Raw genomic sequence first — 19248 nt, 5'->3', positions numbered from 1 at the left:
CGCCATGGAGGACCACCCGGGGGGCGCGGCGCAGGGCGGGGCGCTCGCCGAGGCGCTCGCGCGCTGCGTGGGGGCGCGGATCGACGCGGCGCACGCGAACCCGGCGACGGGGCTCGTCGCGCTCGCCGTCTACGACGGGACGCGGCGCGTGCTCGGCGCCGGCATCGGACCACGCGTGGTGGGGGCAGGGATCCTGCCGAGGCTGCCCCGGCTCCGCGCCGGCGCGTCGCACCCGCTCGTCGCCGCCATGAGGGCGCACCTGGTCGGCCGCCGCGTGCTGGCGATCGAGGTGCGGAGCGACGGGATCGTGATCGTCGCGGAGGGTGGCGATGCGGTCATGGTGGAAAATGACCGAGGGAGTGCGAAGGTCGCACCCAGGTTGGGGTTGGCCGCGGCCGAACCCGGGTTGGGGTTGGCGGCACCGGGGTTGGGGTTGGCCGCGGCCGAACCCGGGTTGGGGCCGGCGGCACCGGGGTTGGGGTTGGCCGCGGCCGAACCCGGGTTGGGGCCGGCGGCAGTTCCCGAACCCGGGTTGGGGTTGGTGGCGCCCGAACCCGGGTCGGTGCCGGTAGCACCCCCACCCAGGTTGGGATCGTCCCCGGGGGCGCGGCTGGAACTCGCTCCAGGACGCCGCGGCGAGGCGCGACTGCTCGACGCCGCCGGCCACCTGATCCTCCGCTGGCCGCCTCAGGGGGGCGCCCCGCCGGCAGCGATCGCCTACCCGGCGGATCCCCTCGCCGCCGGCGCGGCGCTGGTCGAGGCGAGCGACGATGCCGCCGCCGGGCAGGAGAAGGCCGCGCTCGCGCGCGCCGTGAAGGCGAGGCGCGCGGCGCTCGAGCGCAGGGCCGAGGCGGTGCGCGGCGATCTCGGGCGGCTGGGCAGCGTCGCGCGGCTGCAGAAGACGGGGCAGCTCCTGCTCGCGCAGGCCGCCCGCGTGCCGCGGGGCGCCGCGAAGGCGCTCCTCGACGACTGGGAGACCGGCGGCAAGATCGAGGTCGCGCTCGACCCGTCGCGCCCCGCCAAGGCGCAGGCCGAGGTCTTCTTCGCCAAGGCGCGGCGCTACCAGCGCGGCGAGGCGGTGATGCGCGCCCGCCTCGCCGACACCGAGCGCGCCCTCTCGGCGATCGCCGCGCTCGATGCGGACGTCGCCGCGGCGGAGGCGCGGCCCGAGTCGATCGAGCCGCTCGCGCAGCGCGCCCGCTCCCTCGGCGTCTCGCGCGCGGAACTCGCGGGCGCCGGCGAGCCCAGGCCGCCGGGCGCCCGCGCCCCCGGGGCGGGGCGGCCCGCGCCGCGGCGGCCGTTCCACGCCTACCGCAGCGCGTCCGGCGCCGCGATCCTCGTCGGCCGAGGCGCCGAGGACAACGACGCGCTGACGACGAAGCACGCGCGCCCGCACGACCTCTGGCTTCATGCAAAGGGCGTCACGGGCTCGCACGTCGTCGTGCCGCTCGCGAAGGGGGCGAGCTGCCCGGCGGACGTGCTCGTGGACGCCGCGACCCTGGCGGCGCACTTCAGCGACGCGCGCGGCGAGGCGGTATGCGAGGTGAGCTACGTCCAGCGCCGCTACGTGCGCAAGCCGCGCGGCGCGGCCCCGGGCGCGGTGGTCTTCGACCGGGAGAAGGTCATCGCCGTCCGCATCGAGGGCGATCGCCTCTCGCGGCTGCTCGCGACCAAGGAAGAGGGCTGACGCCACGCACGGTCTGCCAAGGCCTTTATCCCTCGGCGGATGCCGCCGTCAGGCGGCGAACGCCGCCCGGACCTGCTCGTTCAGCTGATCGAGCCGGCGCGCGGGGAGCTCGGCCGCGCGGGCGAGCAGCTCGATGACCGCGCGCTCCGCGTCGGAGATCCCCTCGCTCGCGTGGGCGACCGCCAGCGCGATGAGGATGCCTTCCTCCACCGCGTCGCAGTCCATGAGGATCTCCGCGAGCAGGCGCACCCGGGGCTCGACGCCCGCCGCCGCGATCACCTTCAGGCTCGCCTCGATGAGGTAGCGGACGAGCTCGGCGTTGAGCTGGGCGCCCAGCATCGGCTCGATCAGCTGCCGCAGGGCGTCGATCTCCTCGGCGTCGACGGTGCCATCGGCGTTCGCCACGAGCGCGCCGAGGTCGACGATCGGGGTCGGGTTGTACTCGTTGAGATCGAAGCGGGCTCGGAGCAAGCCGGCCGCCTGCTGGATCAGCTCGGGAGGCTTCATGTCGCCTCCGCCCCGGCGATTCGCCTCATGACTCACCACCTTTCGGAGCGCGGCGCCGCACCGTCTCGGACTCGCTGAGGCCGAGGCAGAGCTGCGCCCGCAGCGCGCGCAGCCCCGCGAGCACTTCGGCCGAGGCCGACTCGGCCTCGGCCCGCTGGATGGCCGCGTCGAGCGAGGCGAGCCTGCCTGTCTGGAGCGCCTTGAGCGAGTAGGTCATCTGCACGAACGTGTCGAACAGGTCTCCGAGCTCATCGCCCTTCCGCAGCCCCTCTCCGATGGTGAGCCGCGTCGTGCCGACCTGGCGGCACAGGCGCTTCATCTGGTGAACCGGCCCCACGATGCGCTGGGTGATGAAGATCCCGAGCACGCCGAGGACGGCGAGCAGGAACGCGCCGCCGCCGACGAGGATGCCGAGGAGGCGACCTTGCAGCGCCTCGACGTCGGCGCGCCGCCTCGCGACCTCTGCCAGGTTGCGCTCGTACTCGCGGTTCGTCTTCTCGAGCTCCTCGTCGAGGGTGCTGCCGAGCTCGGCGCCGTCGCCGCCCATGGCGGCGGTGCTCATCTTGAGGATCTTGGCGCTGTTCGCCGCCTCCTTGAGCGCGAGCTCCGCCTGGGTCGCCGCGTAACGCGCCTGTTCGTTCGCGACGCTCGCGGTCTGCCAGATGACGAGTCCCAGCGCCACCATGACGGCGAGCACCACCGAGACCAGGAGCCCGGTGTATTTGAGCTGGAATCGCGGGTTCAGGAGCAGCTTGCGGCGGGATGCCGGGCGGGCTGTGGCGCGATCCTGGGCAGGTGAGGTCATGAGGGCTCGTCAGCGGGCGTGCGGTATCGTCGCGTCCCCAGGATAGACCAGGAGCGGGCCGCGCCGGTGCGACCCCCCACGAAAACGCACTGCGGTCTCCGTGGTACAGCATTCCGTGCGCCGGTCGCAAGGGCCAATCCGCGGGCGGGGGCTCCGACGCGGTTCGCGGCTTGTAAGGCCCATGAGGCCGCGGCGCTGGTTATCCGGGGCCGGCGCGGCATCGACGCAGAGGGGCCACGTGATGACGGCGCATCCGGCCGGGGCACCGTGTGCGCTCCTGTCGGGCCCAGTCGGGGCGCAGGAGGTCGTCGGAGCCGCGGGAGGCGTCGTTCGGCCCGGCCCAGCTCAGGAAGAGCAGCGGCACGGGCACCCCGATCACTCCCGATCTCATCGCCACGAGCGACGGGCTCCAGAGCGGGCTCGGGGGGCGTTCTTTCCGGCGCCCGAGGCGCTGCCGCTCCACCACACGACCTTCAGTCGCTAGAGGCAACCGCAGGCGAGCGAGCCTTCGCGCACCGAAAAGCCGTCGGCATCGGCGTCGTCGGTCCAGAAGAACGGTTTGACGCCGCCGCTGCACTCCGCGTCCGGCGCGATCGCGATGCCTTCGTTGTTGGAGTCCGGCAGCCCGCTGGGGTGCGTGAAACGCCGCTCCAGCACGAAGCGTCCGAGCGCGTCGTCGATACCGAACACGGCGGCTTGGTTGTCGCACGTGTCGTCGCAGGTAGCCCATAAGCTGCCTGTATCACGGTCGAGCTCGAGCCCCATCACGCCCGCGAGCGGCGTCGAGATGCTGGCCACCAAGGTGGCCGCGCCGCTCTCGTGATTCAGCGCGAAAGCATACACCTTGCCGGTCTCTTCCACGCCCACCAGAAACAGGCCGGCGCCGTGCTCGCCGTAGTCGCTCGGGACATAAACTCGGGCCTTGCTCTCGTCGAAGAAGTGGTGCGCCGTGAGCAAGCTGTCGGCCGCCCAGGTGACAGCTTCCAGACCCGCGTTCGCGTTGACCTCGGGCAAGAGCGCGGTGAGGTTCCACTCGTGAGTCGCGGTCAGCGTCGCTCCGGCGGCCCTCACGTCATAGCGCAACACGGACAGCCGGCTCACGGACGGATTGTCCGTGTCGCGCTCGGCGCACACGTAGACGCCCGCGGCGCTCGTGGCGGCGAGCGTCACTCCCTCCGCGTCGGGCGTGCCCTGGCCGTTCGGATAACGTAGCCGCTTGCCGGACGCCCAGCCATTGGACGTGTCCGGCGCGTAGCTCCCTCCGCTCTTCAGCAACCGAAACAGCTTGGAGGAGAGGTTGTTGGTCGCCCACAGCACTCCGGGCGCCTCGTAGGTCAGCCCGCTCAGATCGCTCTCGAACGCGTCCTCGCTGTCGAGCGTGCGAACCTCGGCCTCGCCGGGCCACGGCGACAGCTGCGTCGAGCCCGCCGGGCACGCGCCGGCGCCGCCCGCCCCCGCGCTCGCACCACCGCCCCCGGCGCCGCCGGCGGCTCCGCCACCGTTCGAGGTGCCAGCTACGCCGGTCGAGCCCGCGACAGCCCCAGCGCCGCCGCTCGCCCCCGCACCGCCTGCTTGTGCTGCGCTCCCGCCCGAGCCACCTGCCACGGACGAGGCGCCGGCCGCCGACGTACCGCCTGCTCCGCCCGACGGCGATGGTAGAGGCGGCTCGCTCGAGCCGCTGCTGCACGCGGCCAGCCATGCCATCGCGACGACGGTCGCGTAAGACCGGAGGTTCATCGCGCTCGCGGCGCTTTCTTCCATCACCAGCAGCATGCGCTCATGCACCTCGGCGGCTTGGGCGTTCGGCGCGGTCGTCACGAGCGCGCACGAGTCGACGACTTCACCATCCGGCGACGTCCAGCGCGACCACAAGCCGGCAAACGCGAACAAATGCCGTGACAGCCGAAATTGATACGGCTGCTTCTTCTCACCCTCGGCCTTGAACTTTCGCCAACCGGTCGCCGGCACAAACCAACGATAGCGCTCGAGCGCGCCACGCCACAACGGCTTGTGGTCGAGATCCTCTGCGCGAGCGTCAGGGTGGCGTAGACGAGGGATGTGCCTGCGGCGCGTCACGTTGTGACGGTGCGTTCACTGCTGGCTGCGGCCGGCGGCATTTCCGCGGCTGCGTAGGACGAGCACGCCCTTTGCTAAGCCGGGTCGGCATGACATCGATGAGGTTCGTGTGGTTCGGGGCGGCGTTGCTCTGGGGATGTGGCAACAGCCCGCGTGACGCGCACGAGCAGGCGGGGAGCGCGGGCGGCGAAGCGGGGCTGGGCGGGGAAGGGGGCGCGGCGGGCGGTCGGCAAGTCGTGCTCGCGCCGGCGGACGATGTGCTCCCCGTCTGCGACGCTCCGCTGCTCGAGGTGTCGGGAGCCGACGACGGCACCGAGAATTGGCAGAAGGACAGGCTGCTCTCGCCCACCTCGTGGCAGACGTTCCGCGGCGACGCCCTGCGTGGTCCCATCGACTTTCTCACCGGAATCTGGTCGAAGGGCTCCGGCAGCGCGCCCTTCGAAGATCGGGAGGTGCGCCCGCTGAGCAGTGCCCTCATCGCGAGCCATGGTCAGCTCCTCTGCGCAGCCGGCGAGGCGCGCGCCGTGCGAAACGGACGCTATGCCGCCGTCGAGCTTGGCGGTTTGGGCGCGCTGACCTGCAGCGGCGACGTCGTCCCGGGCGAGCTCCGCTACTGCCACGATTGCCTTCAGGGCAGCTACGCCATCACCGGCACGCTCGAGGGCGAGCCTGTCGTCGAGGTGACCGGTGATCACGCTCGAGCCGGCGACACGCTCTACCTGCACGTCGGCTGGAGCGTCCTCATCGCCAAGCTCGCCCAGCAGGGCGCCACTGAAACCCTCGTCAGCGGCGCCTACCTCAGCGGCGACGGCGAGCTCTACTGCTTCGACTCCGCGAGCGGCGATGCCCGCGACATCGCCACCGCCGACATCACCTTCACCGGCTTCCGCCGCGCCGACCCCTGCCGCGCCGACGACCCCGACACCTTCGCCCGCGCTTGCGTCCCGCAGTTCGAGGCCGGAAACGACTGGTAGCGCTCGGAAGCCCGCCGCCTTTGAGCGCGACGTGGAGCAGAAGAAGACGGCGGACGCGCCGTGGAGGGCACGGCGCCGAAAACGGCAGGGGTCTTATGCGTTCAGCGCGGGCGGCGCTTCGGGCGACCGAGCAGCACTCCAAGCGCCGCGAGGAGGAGCCCCGCCTGGGCGCCCGAGTCTCTCGCGTCGTTGCCCACGGTGCAGCTGCAACCGGAGCTCGAGCTGTCTCCTTCCGTCGAGTCGCCAGCTCCCGAGCTGGCGTCTTGTCCATTCGCTCCCCCGGAACCGGCGTCAATCGCGCCGCCGCTGCCTACGCTGCCGCTCGAGCCACTTTCCATGGCCCCGCCCGCGCCACCGGTTCCGGCCGCGCCGCCCGCACCACCGGTTCCGGGTGCGCCACCCGCGCCCCCGGTTCCGGGTGCGCCACCCGCACCACCGGTTCCCGCCGCGCCACCCGCGCCACCCGCGCCATCGGTGCCGTCGCCCCCGGGAACAGCGCCGGGACACGCTGCCGTCTCTGGATCCTGGCCGCCGGCCTTGTCGAGGCCGAAATAGGCGGCGACGGCGGGTCCGTCGAACGGCACAGCGTGCCCGACGCCGTCCATCGAAAACGCCTCGTAGACCGTGTAGCCGCAAGAGCTCTTCCAGAACTGGCGCGTGGTTCCACGCTTTGGCGTGTCGGTCCCATCCGCGGTCGCGCTCAACCCCAGAAGGTTCGTCCACTCTTTGACGTCTTCCGCCATGTTCTTGTAGTTGAGGACCGTGTCGGCGGTGCCATGCCAATGCTGCAGGCGCGGGCGATGGCCGGTGTAACCGGGATAGTAGGAACGAACGAGGTCTCCCCACTGCTGCCCGGTCTTCGTGACGTTGCCGCCCCCGCAGGGCCCGCTCCACTGGGCCGAGCTCCCCGTCCCGGTGACGTCGTTGTAGCCCTCGGCCCAGCAGCCACACGGAACGCCCATGAGCGACACGCCGGCCATGAACACGTCGGGGTACACACCGAGCAGCGCCTCGGTCATGATGCCGCCCGATGACCCGCCGACCGAGTACACGCGGCCCGCATCGCCTTTGTACTTCGCGAGCGCGTATTTCACCATCTGGACGATGGCTCCCGTATCGCCACCACCACCGTGGGCGAGCGATCGCTTCGATCCCGCGTCCCAGCAGTTCTGCCCGGTGGCCTCCGGGAAGATCATGATGAAGCCGCTGGTGTTCGCTATGGAAACCAGGCTCGACATCTCGCTGAACGTCCCCTGGCCGTTGCCCTGGCAATGATGGGGAGCGACGACGATGGGAGGTTTGCTCGCCAGCTTGTCAGGCACGTAAATGTACATGTTGACGTAGCTGGGCAGGCCGTCCGCCCCCCATTCGCTCTGGTTGACTTTTTGCAGCGACGCGCCGCGCGCGGGGAGCGCGACAAGCAGCGCCAACGAGAGCGATGCGAATCCGAGAACGTGATTTTGGAAGTGATTCATCGGGCAGAGATTCTATATCAACGCCAACCTGGTACGCAAGCCAGCGCCGCTTTGCTTCGCGAGCTATGAATCTAGGATCGACTCACGAAGACCCAGACTTCCTGCGGCATCCACGGCATGTGCTGCCCGGCGTCGTTCGGTGACGGAGGTTGACCGCCGTCGTAATCACACCAGCGGGTGGGATGCCCCGCCGAGCAGCCCTCGTGGTCTGAGCAGGCCCGGCCGCCGGAGCCAACACGAGACGGCATCGGCTGGCATCCATCCCAGGGGGGGTGCGAGCCAGGCGCGCCGCGGACGGGCGTCTTCCGGAGCGCGCCCTGATGTCATCCCAGCCGAGCCCACCTGCAACGCCTCCTTTCCCCTGCGTGTGCCCCGTCTGGAGCCATGGCGCGACCGTCGACGTGAAGGCGCAGGAGGAGGCAAAGCCCGGTGCGCATGACGGCCTGTCCAGGGCAAGGCAGAAGAAGCTCCGGAGCACCGAATGTGAACGCTCACATTGTCGGCGTCAACCACAAACTGGCGCGCGGTGATCGTCGATCGTGGGGGCCGGGTCTGGCGGGGAACTGAGCTGGAGCTGCTCGAGCTCGCGGCACAGGAGCGCGGTCTGCGCCTCGAGCTCGCGGAGCGACGCGCGCGCGAGATCGAGAGCCCCTTTCTTGCCCGTACTCTCGAGCTCGGCCGCGGCCTGCGTCACGGACGCGCAGAAGAAGTTGGCGGCCGCTCCCCTGAAGCTGTGCGCGGCGAAGTACAGCGCCGGCGCGTCGCCGCGATCCAGCGCCGCAGCCATGGATCGCAGCATCTCCGGCGCGCGAGCGATGAACTCGCGGATCACCTCGTCGAGGAGCCGCGCGTCCTGCCCGAAGAGCGATGAGAGCTCCCTCCGATCGATCATCCCTGGGCGCGGAGGACCGGATGCGGGCTGCCCGGGATGCGCGCTCGGCTGCTCCGCCGACAGCGCCTCCCGTCCGGAGGAAGATGCCTGGAGCGCCCGCGCGAAATCGCCGATGTGCACGGGCTTGCTGATGAAATCGTCCATGCCCACCGCGAAGCAGCGCGCGCGATCCTCGGGCATGCTGCTCGCCGTCATCGCGACGATCCGCGGGCGCCTGCCGCTCCCCTCCGCGCGGGCGAGGATCCTCGCGGTGGCCTCGAACCCGTCCATCTCCGGCATGTGGCAGTCCATGAAGATCACGTCGTACTCTTTGCGCTCCAACGCGGCGAGCACCTCGACGCCGCTGGCCGCCACGTCCGCCCGATAGCCGAGCTTCTCCAGGAAGCGGCGCGCGACGGTCTGGTTCACATCATGGTCGTCCGCGACGAGGAGCTGGAGCGGCAGGGCCGCGGCCGCCCCCGGGATCACCGCGGCGGCGCCGCCGGCGATCGGGAGCAGCGAGACGCCCGAGACCGCCTCCGCGACGATCGTGAAACGGAATGTCGATCCCTTCCCCAGGTCGCTCTCGACCCCGATCCTCCCGCCCATCAGCTCGACGAGCCCCTTCGAGATCGACAGCCCGAGGCCCGAGCCGCCGAATCGTCGCGTCGTGGAGGCGTCGAGCTGGGAGAATGGATTGAAGAGCCGCTCCTTCGCGTCGGGCGCGATGCCGATCCCGGTGTCCGCCACCGAGGTCTCGATCTCGCGGCGGCCGCCGTCGAGCAGCCTCGAAGCGACACGCACATCGATCCTACCGCTCAGCGTGAACTTGATCGCGTTGTGGACGAGGTTGAGGAGCACCTGCCGGTACCGGGTCGCGTCGCTCCGCACCCACTCCTCCAGACCCGGCGCCGCTTGCAGCGTGAGGGGCACCCCTTTCTCGGATGCCTTGGGGCGCAGCAGCTCGATGATCTCGGCGGCGCTCGCCATGACGCTGAACGACGCGTCCTCGAGCCGGATCTTCCCGGCCTCGATCCTCGAGAGGTCGAGGATATCGTTGACGAGCGTCAGCAGCACCTCGCAGCTGCTCTCGATAATCCTGGCCTGCGCGCGCTGGTTCGCGTCGAGATCCGAATCGAGCAGGAGGCTCGTCATCCCGATGATACCGTTCATCGGCGTCCGGATCTCGTGGCTCATGTTCGCGAGGAACTCGGACTTGACCCGCGTCGCCCGCTCCGCTGTCTCGCGGGCCAGGTCGAGGCTCCGGGTCATTTCGGAGGCGATGGCCGTCGCGCGCTGGCCGGTCCGCCGGAGCGCGACGACCACGCTCGCGATGAGCAGCGTGATGACGACCCCCGCCACCGCGGCCCACGACGAGCTGGTGGTGTGCGAGGAGACGAACGCTGGCCCCTTGCTCCAGCCGAGCACCAGATCGAGCTGGGCCGCCCCGAGGGAGGTGAGCCTGTCGAAGGGGAAGCGCTCGCCGGCGCGCGGGTCCGATCTGTAGATCACGCTGTCATTCGACCGCGTACGGCCCTCGAAGACGGTCAGGGAGACCTCCTCCGCCATGCGGCCGAGCGCGCCCTGAAACCACGTCTCCGTGACGAAGGGCGCGTAGATCCAGCCCACGAGCGCCTCTCGCCGCGCCGCGACGGTGCTGTGCGCGGCGCCGCGCGCGTAGATCGGGCAGAGCAGCAGGAATCCGGGCCTCTTCTGCTCGTCCTGAACGAGCGTGATCCTCGTCGTCATCGCCGGCTGTCCGCTGTCGCGGGCGAGATCGGCCGCGTGTCGCCGGACCGCCTCGGAGCCGATGTCGAGCCCCCTCGCCTCGCGGTTCATGGCGTAGGGCTCGATGAACGTGATGACATAGCGCTCCAGCTGGTCTGCGGCAGGCGGCGTGACCCCGGGCACCTGCTTGATCTCGAGCTCCGTGACGCCGAGCTGCCTCGCTCTCTCGATGTACGCCGCGGTTTCGGCGACACGCACCCGGAGGATCAGCCCGACGCCATGGATGCCCGGGTATTCCGTGACGATCCGCGTGGCGTCGAGATAGTCCCTCCAATCGTCGAGCGAGACGTCGTCGGACGCCGCGTGGAGCCCGACGCCGCCGAGCAGCGCTCCCACGTACGCTTGCATCCGGTGCTCGATGTTGACCTGCGCGTCGTGGATGAGCGCGTCGAGGTGACGGGCGTCCTCGAGGCGCTCCGCCCGGTGGAACGCGTGGAACGCGATGCCCGAGAGGAGCCAGCCGGCGAGCAGCACCGGCGCGGCTGACCGGAGCGCCGCGACCGCCGAGAAGCCGGCGAGCGTGCCCACGGTCACGGCCGTCGCGCCCATGAAGAGCTGCAGGTGGACGAGGCTCTCGTTGAGCGTACGCCCGACGAACGGTCCGAGCCCCTGGCTCGTCGCGGCGGTGGCGACGACGGCGAGGGCGACCCCCGCGAGCTTCACGGCCAGCTCCCCCCACCGCGCCGCGCACACGAGCAGCAGCGGGAAGACGATGAACAGGAGCGAGTTCCCCGCGGGGTGCAAGAAGATGAACCCCAGCGCGGCGGCCGAGACACCCAGGACTCCGGCGAGCGTCAGGGCGCCGCGGAGGGAGACCGCGCTCGGCCGGAGCTTGCTCGCGCTCAGGGCGAGGAGGGCCGGCGTCAACACGAGCGCCCCCATCATGTCGCCCACCCACCAGGTCAACCAGACGGAGAGGGCGTTGGTCCACGCGACAGAGCCCGCTGCACCCAGGCTCAGGACACCGATCGTCGCGCTCACCGCGGTCGCGAGGACGCTCGCCGCGACCAGGGCGAGGTTGGCGGCCTGGTGCTCGAGCTGGTCCTCGAGCACCGAGAGCCGCTGCACGATGAGCGCCCCTGCGAGCGCTTCGAGCGCGTTGCCCGTCGCGATCCCCGCCGACAGCGGCGCGGAGCTGCCATTCAGCCAGTTGCTCACGAACGCCCCGGCGGCGATCGCAGGCCATGCCCCTCTTCCGAACACGAGGACGGCCGCGATGGCGAGCCCTGTGGCGGGCCAGACGGGCGAAGCCGATCGGTTGATCGTGGCGAGCAGCAGGCCGAGCTTCGCCGCCGCGACATAGCCCAGGAAAATGGCGGCCTGCTGGGCGATCTGCCGCGGTGCCATGGTCTTCGCGAAGCGGCCCATCGTCCCTCCTCGAGCCTCGATGCGCGCGATAACTCTACGAGACAGCCGGGTCCAGCTGCACGCCAGACCGGACGCCGACACCTGGCGTCGCGCGAAACGTCCTGGGTGGCAAACCGCCGAGGGCGGTGGAGGGGACACGCGACCACATCGGCGCTCTGGCTCGCCGAGTCGAGCCAGGCGCGCATATCCCGCCTACAAAGAGTTGCGGGCCAATGTTACGTTGGTCCATCCCGCGGCGAGGTGGTGCCGCGACAGGGGAGGGGAGATCCATGGAACAGAACCATGACGTCGCGGTAACCGCTGGCCTCTCCGGACGGCGCGCGCTGATCGTGGACGACGACCCGGTGACTCTCCAGATCGTGGAGCGCCTTCTGCAGCGTCGGGGGGTCGACGTACGCACCGCGGCGAGGTCGTTCGGGTTGATGAACCTGATCGTGGACTACCGTCCATCCTTTGTGATTCTCGACGTCAAGATGCCGGGGCTCGACGGGCCGACCCTGGTGACGCTCGTCCGCTCCGACCCGGAGATCGCGTCGACCGTCATCCTTCTGCACTCGGCGCTCGACGTGGAGCAGCTCGAGCTCAAGGCGCAGCAGTGCGGCGCCGATGGATACATCTCGAAGTCGCTCGGCTTGGTCCACTTCGAAAGAAGCCTGATGCGCTGGCTTCGCCGCTGACATTGGGAGAGCAGCCGGGGAGATTCAACCCGTCGCCATGCCCTCCGCTCTCCGGCGCGGCGCTGCGTGACGGCGCGGCGCCGGGGCGCGACGCTCTCCCGCATCCGGGCGCGGCGCGCCGCGATCAGGCACGAGGCGCTCGGCCTGCCGACCCGCGCTCGGCATTCCGGAGCGCGCGCGCGGCGCGCGCGAGCTCCTCCTCGAGCCGGGCCAGGCGCGCTTCTGCCCCGTCCAGGTGACTGGCGCGCGCCAGCTCTTCGAGCTGCGCGCATGCGGCGGCGACCACGACCGCCCCGATCGCCAGGCTGCTGCCCTTCAGACGATGAGCGCTCGACGCCGCCTCGGCGGCGTCGCCCGCCGAGATCGCCTCCGCCATGACGGCCACGCAGCGGGCCGCGTCGCGCACGTAGCTCGCGGTGACGTCCTTCAGCAGATCGAGCTCCTGGAGGCCTGCGAGCGCGATGGGATCGAGCGGCGCCGCCGCGTCGCCCTCGGGCGGCGCAGGCGCGATGCCGCCGGGTTGCGCGATGCGCGCCATCATACCGACCAGATCGTCCACCCGGATCGGTTTGATCAGGTAATCGTCCATGCCCGCCTCGATGCACATCGTCCGATCTCCGGCCGTGGCATTGGCCGTCATGGCGACGATCCAGGGGCGCCGCTCGGGCGGCCGCTCCGCGCAGATACGGCGCGTGGCCTCGATGCCGTCCATTTCCGGCATCTGCAGATCCATGAGCACGACGTCGTACGGCCGGCGGGCCAGCGCGTCGATCACCTCGAGCCCGGTCGCCGCGACGTCGGCGTGATAGCCCAGGCGTGAGAGCATGGCGATGGTGACCTTTTGGTTCACCGAGTTGTCCTCGGCGAGCAGGATCCTGAGGGGCAGCCGCGCGGAGAGGCCCTCCTCGAGGCGCGAGAGCGGCGGTACGTGCCCGTCCGGGGGCGCGCGGGTGACGCCCCCGGCGACGCCGACGACGACCGAGAACGAGAAGGTGGAGCCCACCCCGACCGTGCTCTCCACGCCTATCCGCCCGCCCATCCGCTCGCAGAGCTGCTTGCTGATGGCCAGGCCGAGGCCGGCGCCGCCGTACCGGCGCGACGGCGACGCGTCCACCTGGCTGAACGAGCGGAATAGCCGGCCCATCTGCTCGGCAGGAATGCCGATGCCGGTGTCTTTGATCGCGAACCGCAGCTCGACGCGATCGCCAGGGGCCGGGGCCGAGGACGCGAGGATGACCACCTCTCCCGCGTCCGTGAACTTCACGGCATTGCCGATGAGATTGACGAGGATCTGCCGGACGCGCTTGACGTCTCCGATCACGACGCGCGGCGTCTCCTCCGCGATCGTATAGGCGATCTCGATCCGGTGCTCCTCGGAGCCTCCTGCCACGAGGGCGATGGCCTCTTCGATGCAGTCGTTCACGTCGAAGAGCGCGCTCTCCAAGTCCAGCTTGCCGGACTCGATCTTCGAGTAATCGAGGATATCGTTGATGGTTTGGAGGAGCGCGTCGCCGCTCGCGCGGACGGTCTCGACGAACTCGCGCTGGGTCGGGGTGAGCTCGGTGTCGAGGAGCAGCCCGGTCATGCCGATGACCGCGTTCATCGGCGTCCGTATCTCGTGGCTCATGTTCGCCAGGAAGTCGCTCTTGGCGCGGCTCGAGGTCTCCGCGGCCTCCATGGCCAGGCGCAGATCGCGCGTGCGCGCCTCGACGCGCTCCTCGAGCTCCGCGTTTCTGGCCTCGATCCTCCGCTTGTGGCGTACGACGAGCGCGGCGCCGCCCGCGAACAGGAGGAGCTGAAACGCGATGATCGCGCGGTGATTCCACGTGACCTTGCGCCGCTCGGACTCGAGCGACGCCAGCGTGGCGCGCTGGAAAGACACCGACGCCGAGATGATCGACTCGAAGAGCGCGTCGAACTCCTGATCCGCCGGCATCCCGATCGCGCCGCCTGCGTCGCGCGTCTCGTAGCGCGCCTGGCTCATCCGTCGCCACTGCTCGACCGCGGTCCGGATTTGCAGGAGCTCTACCCGCCGGGCCGGGTCGTCGATGCGGTCGAGCGCGAGGCCGGTGCCCGCGTCGCCGCCGTCGAGGAGCACGCTGATCAGGCCGAGCGCCTCGTCGATGTTCCGGTACACGTCATGGTTCAGGTCGAGCGCTGCATCGCCGCCGAGCAGCTCTTCAAGCCACAGGTGGGCCAAGGTGAGGCGCTGCTCGACACGATCCGTGAGCGAGCTCCGCGCTTCATGCTGGGCGACCTTATCCACCATGACGCGGTGCGACCAGCCGACAGCGCCGAGGGTCGCGATCCCCAGCGCGATGAGCACCAGAGGAATCGGGTCGAACCTGGAAGCGCGTCGACCGAGGTTCGTCACCGCCGGAAAACGCATCGTGGGTATCTTTACCATGGTCAGCGCTCGCCGTGCGGTGCCCGGGATCGACGTTTCGGACATCGAAGCTGTCTCGTCGCATTGTCGCCTCCATCCTCCGTTCTTACCGGTCGATGCCCTGGCGCAAGAACGCGCCCGCGAGGTCGAGCGCGTCGCGCGCGGCCTCGAGCGTCGCGACGCTCCTCGGGAAGACGTGGGGCATGCCCTCCCAGACGTGGACGTCAGCGCCGGCGAGCGCATCGAGGCGAACGGAGTCGTCGAGCAGGATCTCGGCCGTGCCCACGTGAACCTGCACAGGCGGGAGGTGGTCCATCGCGCCGTACAGCGCGGAGGCGCGCGGATCGCGAGGGTCGTGCCCGCACAGGTAGTGACGCGCGCCGGCCTCGAGCGCCCCACGGGAGAGCACCGGATCTTCAAGGGCCTTGGCTTCGATGCTCGCGCCAGTCATGGACAGATCGGTCCACGGCGAGAGGAGCACGCCGCACGGCGCCCTGCGCTGAGCGACCAGCAGGGCGAGCGCGAGCCCGCCGCCCGCCGAGTCTCCGGCGATGGCGACCCGCTCCACACCGAGCTCGCTGGCGAGGCCGAGGTGCGCATCCCTTGTATCCTCCCACGCGGCGGGGAAAGGGTGCTCCGGCGCCAAGCGGTAGTCGGCGACGAACACGGAGATGCCTGCGCGGACCGCGAGCTGGCCGGCGAAGTGGCGGAACGCGCGGGCGCTGCCGAGGATGAACGCGCCGCCGTGCAAGTAGAGGATCGCTCGACCGGGCCGCGGGGACGGCGGGACGCACCATGTGCCCGGCACCCCGCCGACGCGAGCCTCGCGGTGCGAGGCGCCCGCGCCGGGCGGCGTGAGCTCGATGAGCTGGTCGAACGACGCTCGCGTCGGAGCGACGCGACCCTTCGCGAGCTGGGAGCGCAGCGCGGTCATCGCGTCACGGTCGGCGGAAGAGAGCGGGTGATGGATTTGCGGCACAGGCGGCCTCGGCAAAGGGGTGACGTCGTGAACGAATACGACCTCCCACGTGGCTTGAGAACGGCGTCGCGGAGGGTAAGATCCATTCCTCGTCGGAATAACCGGAGCGGCGCATGGATAGACTGGAAGCGCTCAAGATCCTCCTTCGAGTCGTCGAGACGAGGAGCTTCTCGGTGCCGGCGCGCGAGCTCGGCGTGGGTCAGCCCGCCGTGAGCAAGACGATCGCGCGTCTGGAGGAAGAGCTCGGGCTCCGGTTGGTCGGGCGCACGACGCGGCACGTGAGCGCGACCCCGGCCGGGCAGCGCCTCGTCGACGAGATCGGGCCGCTCGTCCGAGCGCTCGACGAGCGCGTCGCGCGGCTCGCGCGCGGCGATCGCGCGCCGAGCGGCACCGTGCGTATCGCGGTCGCCCCAGGCTTCGGCCGCGCCTGCGTCGTGCCGCTCCTGCGGGCGCTCCGCGCCGAGCACCCGGGCGTCTCCGTGGAGCTCGCCGTCTCCGATCGGCTCGCGGACCTCGTGGCCGACAACATCGACCTCGCCGTTCGAGCCGGGGCGCTCGGCGACTCGGGCCACGTCGCGAGGCGCGTGGGGGAGACGCCGCTGCTCACCGTGGGCTCTGCGGCGTACCTGGCGCGCCACGGCGAGCCGCGTGACCTGCCCGATCTCCAAGAGCACGAGTGCGTCGTGTTCTTCACTCGAGGCGCGCGGCGCGCATGGCGATTCGGGCGGCCGGCGGCGACGAGCCATCACCCTTCACGTGTGACCTTCCTCTCGAGCAACGCGGACGACATCCGCGCCGCGGTGCTCGCCGACGTCGGCCTCGCCCAGGTGCCGGGGTGGCTCGTCGCGCAGGATCTCTCGACCGGCGCCGTGAGGGCCGTCCTGCGGCGGCACGAGCCCGAGCCCATTCCTCTCTTCTTCGTGCGGCCGGCTCAGAAGCGTCCGCCTGACCGCGTGCGCGTGGTGGAGCAGTTCCTGCTTCGTGAGCTCGCGCGCGAGCCGCTGCTCGACATGGGGCGCTGAGCCGGCCTTCGGCTTCACAAGCGGGAGGGGCACCCGGCAGCGCATGATCTCCTCGACAGCCGAGTCGAGGACAGCCGCAACGCACAAAATGGCGGATCGCCCCAGGCGAGGCTTCCACGGGCCACAATCGGCTGTATGCTCTCGGGCATGAAGGACCCGAAGCACCTGTCCCGACCCGAGGGCCAGGCTCATGGCTGCTGAATCCTGCGGCATCTGTGGCGGCGACGGCCGCATCGCCAACTCGTTCTCCGGCACCACCGCCACCTGCCCGGGCTGCCACGGCACCGGTCGGCGCTCGGACGACACCGGCTTCCGCGACGTCACCAAGACGAAGCCTTCCCACTTCCGGCAGCCGAACAAGCAGGCGGCCGTCGAGAAGCAGCAGGGACCTGCGTCGCTGGAAGGCATCCAGCTCGCCAGGGAGGTGAACGCGGCTGCTCATCTCTCCAGCGGGACGAAGACCAAGCTCACGCTCGAGATCGTGGAGCATGAGGCCACCCACGGAAAGTGCACCCAGACCTTCATCAAGAAGGTCCGCAAGCAGCTCCGTCCGCCCGGATCGTGATCGGCGAAAGGCAGCCGCGAGCACCCCTTCTCGGGTGGTGGCTACGTCACCAAAGGTAAAGGCGCCGGCGACGGAGACGATTCCAGTCCTGCCGCCTTGAGATACCCTCAGACAATGCACGTTTCCGGCTGGCCGGTTTGAATCGCGCTCGTTGACCTGCCCACCGGCGGTGACTTCCGCCGCTCGCCCTCGGACACCGATGGCCTCGCGGGCGCCGACGAGCACTGTCGTTCGCTCTCCGCCGCCGCGGTGCCCGCCTCGGGCGCGTGGCCGTGGCGCGCCTACCTCGGCGCCGACACCGCCAACCGCCAATGCCCGTCGGCAAGCACCGCGCTGCTCGTGCCACGCTCAGAGGTCGAACAACGTCCCCTGTCGGCTCGGCCGCCGGAACGTCGAGCGCTCTTCCGCCTCGCCGGCCGCGTCGCCCACGCGCGCCCGGTTCAGCCCGAGCCGCTGGCAGTGGACCTCGAAGAGCCGCTGGATCGCCGCCCAGCGCGGGCCCGCTCCCTGGAAGCGCGCACCGAAGGCGGCCTCGTTCATCTTGCCGCCGCGCATCTCCTGGATGCCGCGGCGGACCTTGGCGGCGCGGTCCGGGAAGGCCTCCTCGAGGCGCTCGTCGAAGACCGGGAGCACCTCGCGCGGCAGGCGCAGCGGCATCATGAAAGCGCTCTCCGCGCCAGCGTCCCGCGCGCGCTCCAGGAGCTCCGGGACGTCGCTGTCGTTCAGGCCGGGGATCATCGGCGACAGCGAGATCCCCGTCGGCACCCCCGCGTCGGAGAGCGCCCGCATCGCCGCGAAGCGCAGCGACGAGCGGCTCGCATACGGCTCCATCTTGCGCGCCACCGCGTCGTCGGCGAACGGGATGCTGAAGTGGACCCGAGCGCGGGCCCGGCGCGCCAGCTCGCCGAGCAACGCGGCGTCGCGCCGCACGAGCGCGCCCTTCGTGATGAGCCCGACCGGGTTCCTGAACGCGAGGCACACCTCGAGGCAGCGGCGGGTGAGCTCGTAGCTCGCCTCGAGCGGCTGGTAGCAATCGACGTTGCCCGAGAACACGATCGTGTCTCCCTGCCAGCTCGGCTTGTTGAGCTCCTTCTCGAGCAGCTCGGGCGCATTCGACTTGACCACGATCTTGCGGTCGAAGTCCGTGCCGGCGCCCCACCCGAGGTACTGGTGCGACGGCCGGGCATAGCAGTAGGCGCACGCGTGGAGGCAGCCCCGGTACGGGTTGACGCTGTACCGGAAAGGAAGATCGGGGCTGTCGTTCGCGGCCACGATGGAGCGGGCCTGCTCCTCGAAGATCTGCAGCGTCGCCGGGGGCGCCTCTTCGAGGTATTCGACCTGCGTGGACGACCACGGGTTCGGAGGGTTGTTCACGGGGCGCGGCATGGTGCGGAGTGCTCCGGGCGAAGAGGCGAGCGCTGCGAGCGCAGTGTAGCGCGTCCCGGTCAGGATGGGAGCGTTTGTTCAGTAGAGCCCGGCGGGCCCCGCCGGGGCGCCTGGGACGCACCGGCTGCGCCGGGCGTGCGTCCGGGGGGGGGCGACGGTGGGAAGAGCGGATTGACGCGGTAGGGGAGCCCTGCTGGCATGGACGCCCTCAGTCGAGACGGGGGAGGGAAATATGGCCGAGCCGAGACAGCCTGGGTTCGATCTCCGCAGCACCTACCTGCACCTCGCGGAGGGCGGGGACGCGCTGCAGATCGATGTGAAGCCGACGTTCTGGCAAGAGCTCATGTCCGACGAGCCGACGGGCGCCGACATCCGGCGGGTCAAGCGCGTGGATGGCTGGCTCGTGACGAGGTTTCACATGGCCGAGGACACGGCCCGGTGGGAGATGCACCCGGCAGGGGATGAGATCCTGTACCTCCTCTCGGGCACGATCGACGTCGTGCTGCAGGACGAGGGCGGCGAGCGGGTCGTCGCGCTGCGCGCAGGGACCGCGTGCACGGTGCCGCAAGGGGTGTGGCACCGGATGATCGTCCACGAACCGGGGGATTTCCTGGCGATCACGTACGGCAAGGGGACGCAGCATCGAGCGGTGTAGTCGCCCCACGGCGAGCCCGAGTTCGAC

General features: G+C 70.6%; 14 protein-coding genes. 6 read left to right on the top strand and 8 right to left on the bottom strand.

The genetic code is table 11. From position 1 onward, the window contains the following. Positions 1-4 precede the first annotated feature (4 nt). The gene (locus WMF29_RS28355; protein ID WP_437323263.1) at positions 5-1687 is read left to right on the top strand and encodes an NFACT RNA binding domain-containing protein; all 1683 of its coding nucleotides are present in this window, start codon (positions 5-7) and stop codon (positions 1685-1687) included. Between the two features lie 48 nt (positions 1688-1735). Here the strand turns inward: WMF29_RS28355 and WMF29_RS28350 are convergent, their stop codons facing one another. From WMF29_RS28350 to WMF29_RS28340, 3 genes are all read right to left on the bottom strand, one after another. Further along, entirely contained in the window at positions 1736-2194 is a 459-nt protein-coding gene (locus WMF29_RS28350; RefSeq protein WP_272094173.1) for a tellurite resistance TerB family protein, read from the bottom strand. Positions 2195-2219: 25 nt separating this feature from the next. Further along, on the bottom strand, positions 2220-2999 hold the full coding sequence (locus WMF29_RS28345) for a HAMP domain-containing protein (protein ID WP_272094172.1): 780 nt from the start codon (positions 2997-2999) through the stop codon (positions 2220-2222). A 480-nt stretch (positions 3000-3479) separates the two neighbouring features. Next, on the bottom strand, positions 3480-5075 hold the full coding sequence (locus tag WMF29_RS28340; protein ID WP_437323262.1) for an SOS response-associated peptidase: 1596 nt from the start codon (positions 5073-5075) through the stop codon (positions 3480-3482). Positions 5076-5164: 89 nt separating this feature from the next. Here WMF29_RS28340 and WMF29_RS28335 point away from each other — a divergent pair, with 89 nt between their 5' ends. Then, on the top strand, positions 5165-6049 hold the full coding sequence (locus WMF29_RS28335; RefSeq protein WP_437323261.1) for a hypothetical protein: 885 nt from the start codon (positions 5165-5167) through the stop codon (positions 6047-6049). A gap of 101 nt (positions 6050-6150) precedes the next feature. Here the strand turns inward: WMF29_RS28335 and WMF29_RS28330 are convergent, their stop codons facing one another. Both WMF29_RS28330 and WMF29_RS28325 read right to left on the bottom strand, forming a co-directional pair. Next, a complete protein-coding gene (locus WMF29_RS28330) occupies positions 6151-7524 on the bottom strand; it encodes an extracellular catalytic domain type 1 short-chain-length polyhydroxyalkanoate depolymerase (RefSeq protein WP_437323260.1) in 1374 nt (457 codons plus the stop codon). 505 nt (positions 7525-8029) lie between these two features. Next, the gene (locus WMF29_RS28325; RefSeq protein WP_437323259.1) at positions 8030-11551 is read right to left on the bottom strand and encodes a CHASE domain-containing protein; all 3522 of its coding nucleotides are present in this window, start codon (positions 11549-11551) and stop codon (positions 8030-8032) included. 329 nt (positions 11552-11880) lie between these two features. On the opposite strand from WMF29_RS28325, the gene WMF29_RS28320 reads away from it, so the two are divergent. Continuing rightward, entirely contained in the window at positions 11881-12228 is a 348-nt protein-coding gene (locus WMF29_RS28320) for a response regulator (RefSeq protein WP_437323258.1), read from the top strand. 124 nt (positions 12229-12352) lie between these two features. Here WMF29_RS28320 and WMF29_RS28315 read toward each other — a convergent pair whose 3' ends face one another. Further along, a complete protein-coding gene (locus tag WMF29_RS28315; protein WP_437323257.1) occupies positions 12353-14617 on the bottom strand; it encodes an ATP-binding protein in 2265 nt (754 codons plus the stop codon). A 103-nt stretch (positions 14618-14720) separates the two neighbouring features. Next, positions 14721-15548 carry an alpha/beta hydrolase fold domain-containing protein gene (locus WMF29_RS28310; RefSeq protein ID WP_437323256.1) on the bottom strand — a complete coding sequence of 276 codons (828 nt, stop codon included), beginning with the start codon at positions 15546-15548 and terminating at the stop codon, positions 14721-14723. Positions 15549-15706: 158 nt separating this feature from the next. Between WMF29_RS28310 and WMF29_RS28305 the strand changes: the two genes are divergently transcribed. Then, positions 15707-16615 carry a LysR substrate-binding domain-containing protein gene (locus tag WMF29_RS28305; protein WP_437323255.1) on the top strand — a complete coding sequence of 303 codons (909 nt, stop codon included), beginning with the start codon at positions 15707-15709 and terminating at the stop codon, positions 16613-16615. A gap of 190 nt (positions 16616-16805) precedes the next feature. After that, positions 16806-17180 (top strand): molecular chaperone DnaJ, encoded by a 375-nt coding sequence (locus WMF29_RS28300; RefSeq protein WP_437323254.1) that lies wholly within the window; start codon positions 16806-16808, stop codon positions 17178-17180. Between the two features lie 348 nt (positions 17181-17528). Here WMF29_RS28300 and WMF29_RS28295 read toward each other — a convergent pair whose 3' ends face one another. Then, a complete protein-coding gene (locus WMF29_RS28295; RefSeq protein ID WP_437323253.1) occupies positions 17529-18566 on the bottom strand; it encodes a PA0069 family radical SAM protein in 1038 nt (345 codons plus the stop codon). 232 nt (positions 18567-18798) lie between these two features. Here WMF29_RS28295 and WMF29_RS28290 point away from each other — a divergent pair, with 232 nt between their 5' ends. Then, the gene (locus WMF29_RS28290; protein ID WP_437323252.1) at positions 18799-19221 is read left to right on the top strand and encodes a cupin domain-containing protein; all 423 of its coding nucleotides are present in this window, start codon (positions 18799-18801) and stop codon (positions 19219-19221) included. The last annotated feature ends 27 nt before the right edge of the window (positions 19222-19248 follow it).

The organism is Sorangium sp. So ce381, from assembly GCF_051473845.1.
In the GTDB taxonomy this organism is placed as follows: domain Bacteria; phylum Myxococcota_A; class Polyangia; order Polyangiales; family Polyangiaceae; genus Sorangium; species Sorangium atrum.
The sequence above is the reverse complement of the archived record's forward strand: the minus strand, read 5'-3'. Positions and strand labels throughout refer to the sequence as shown.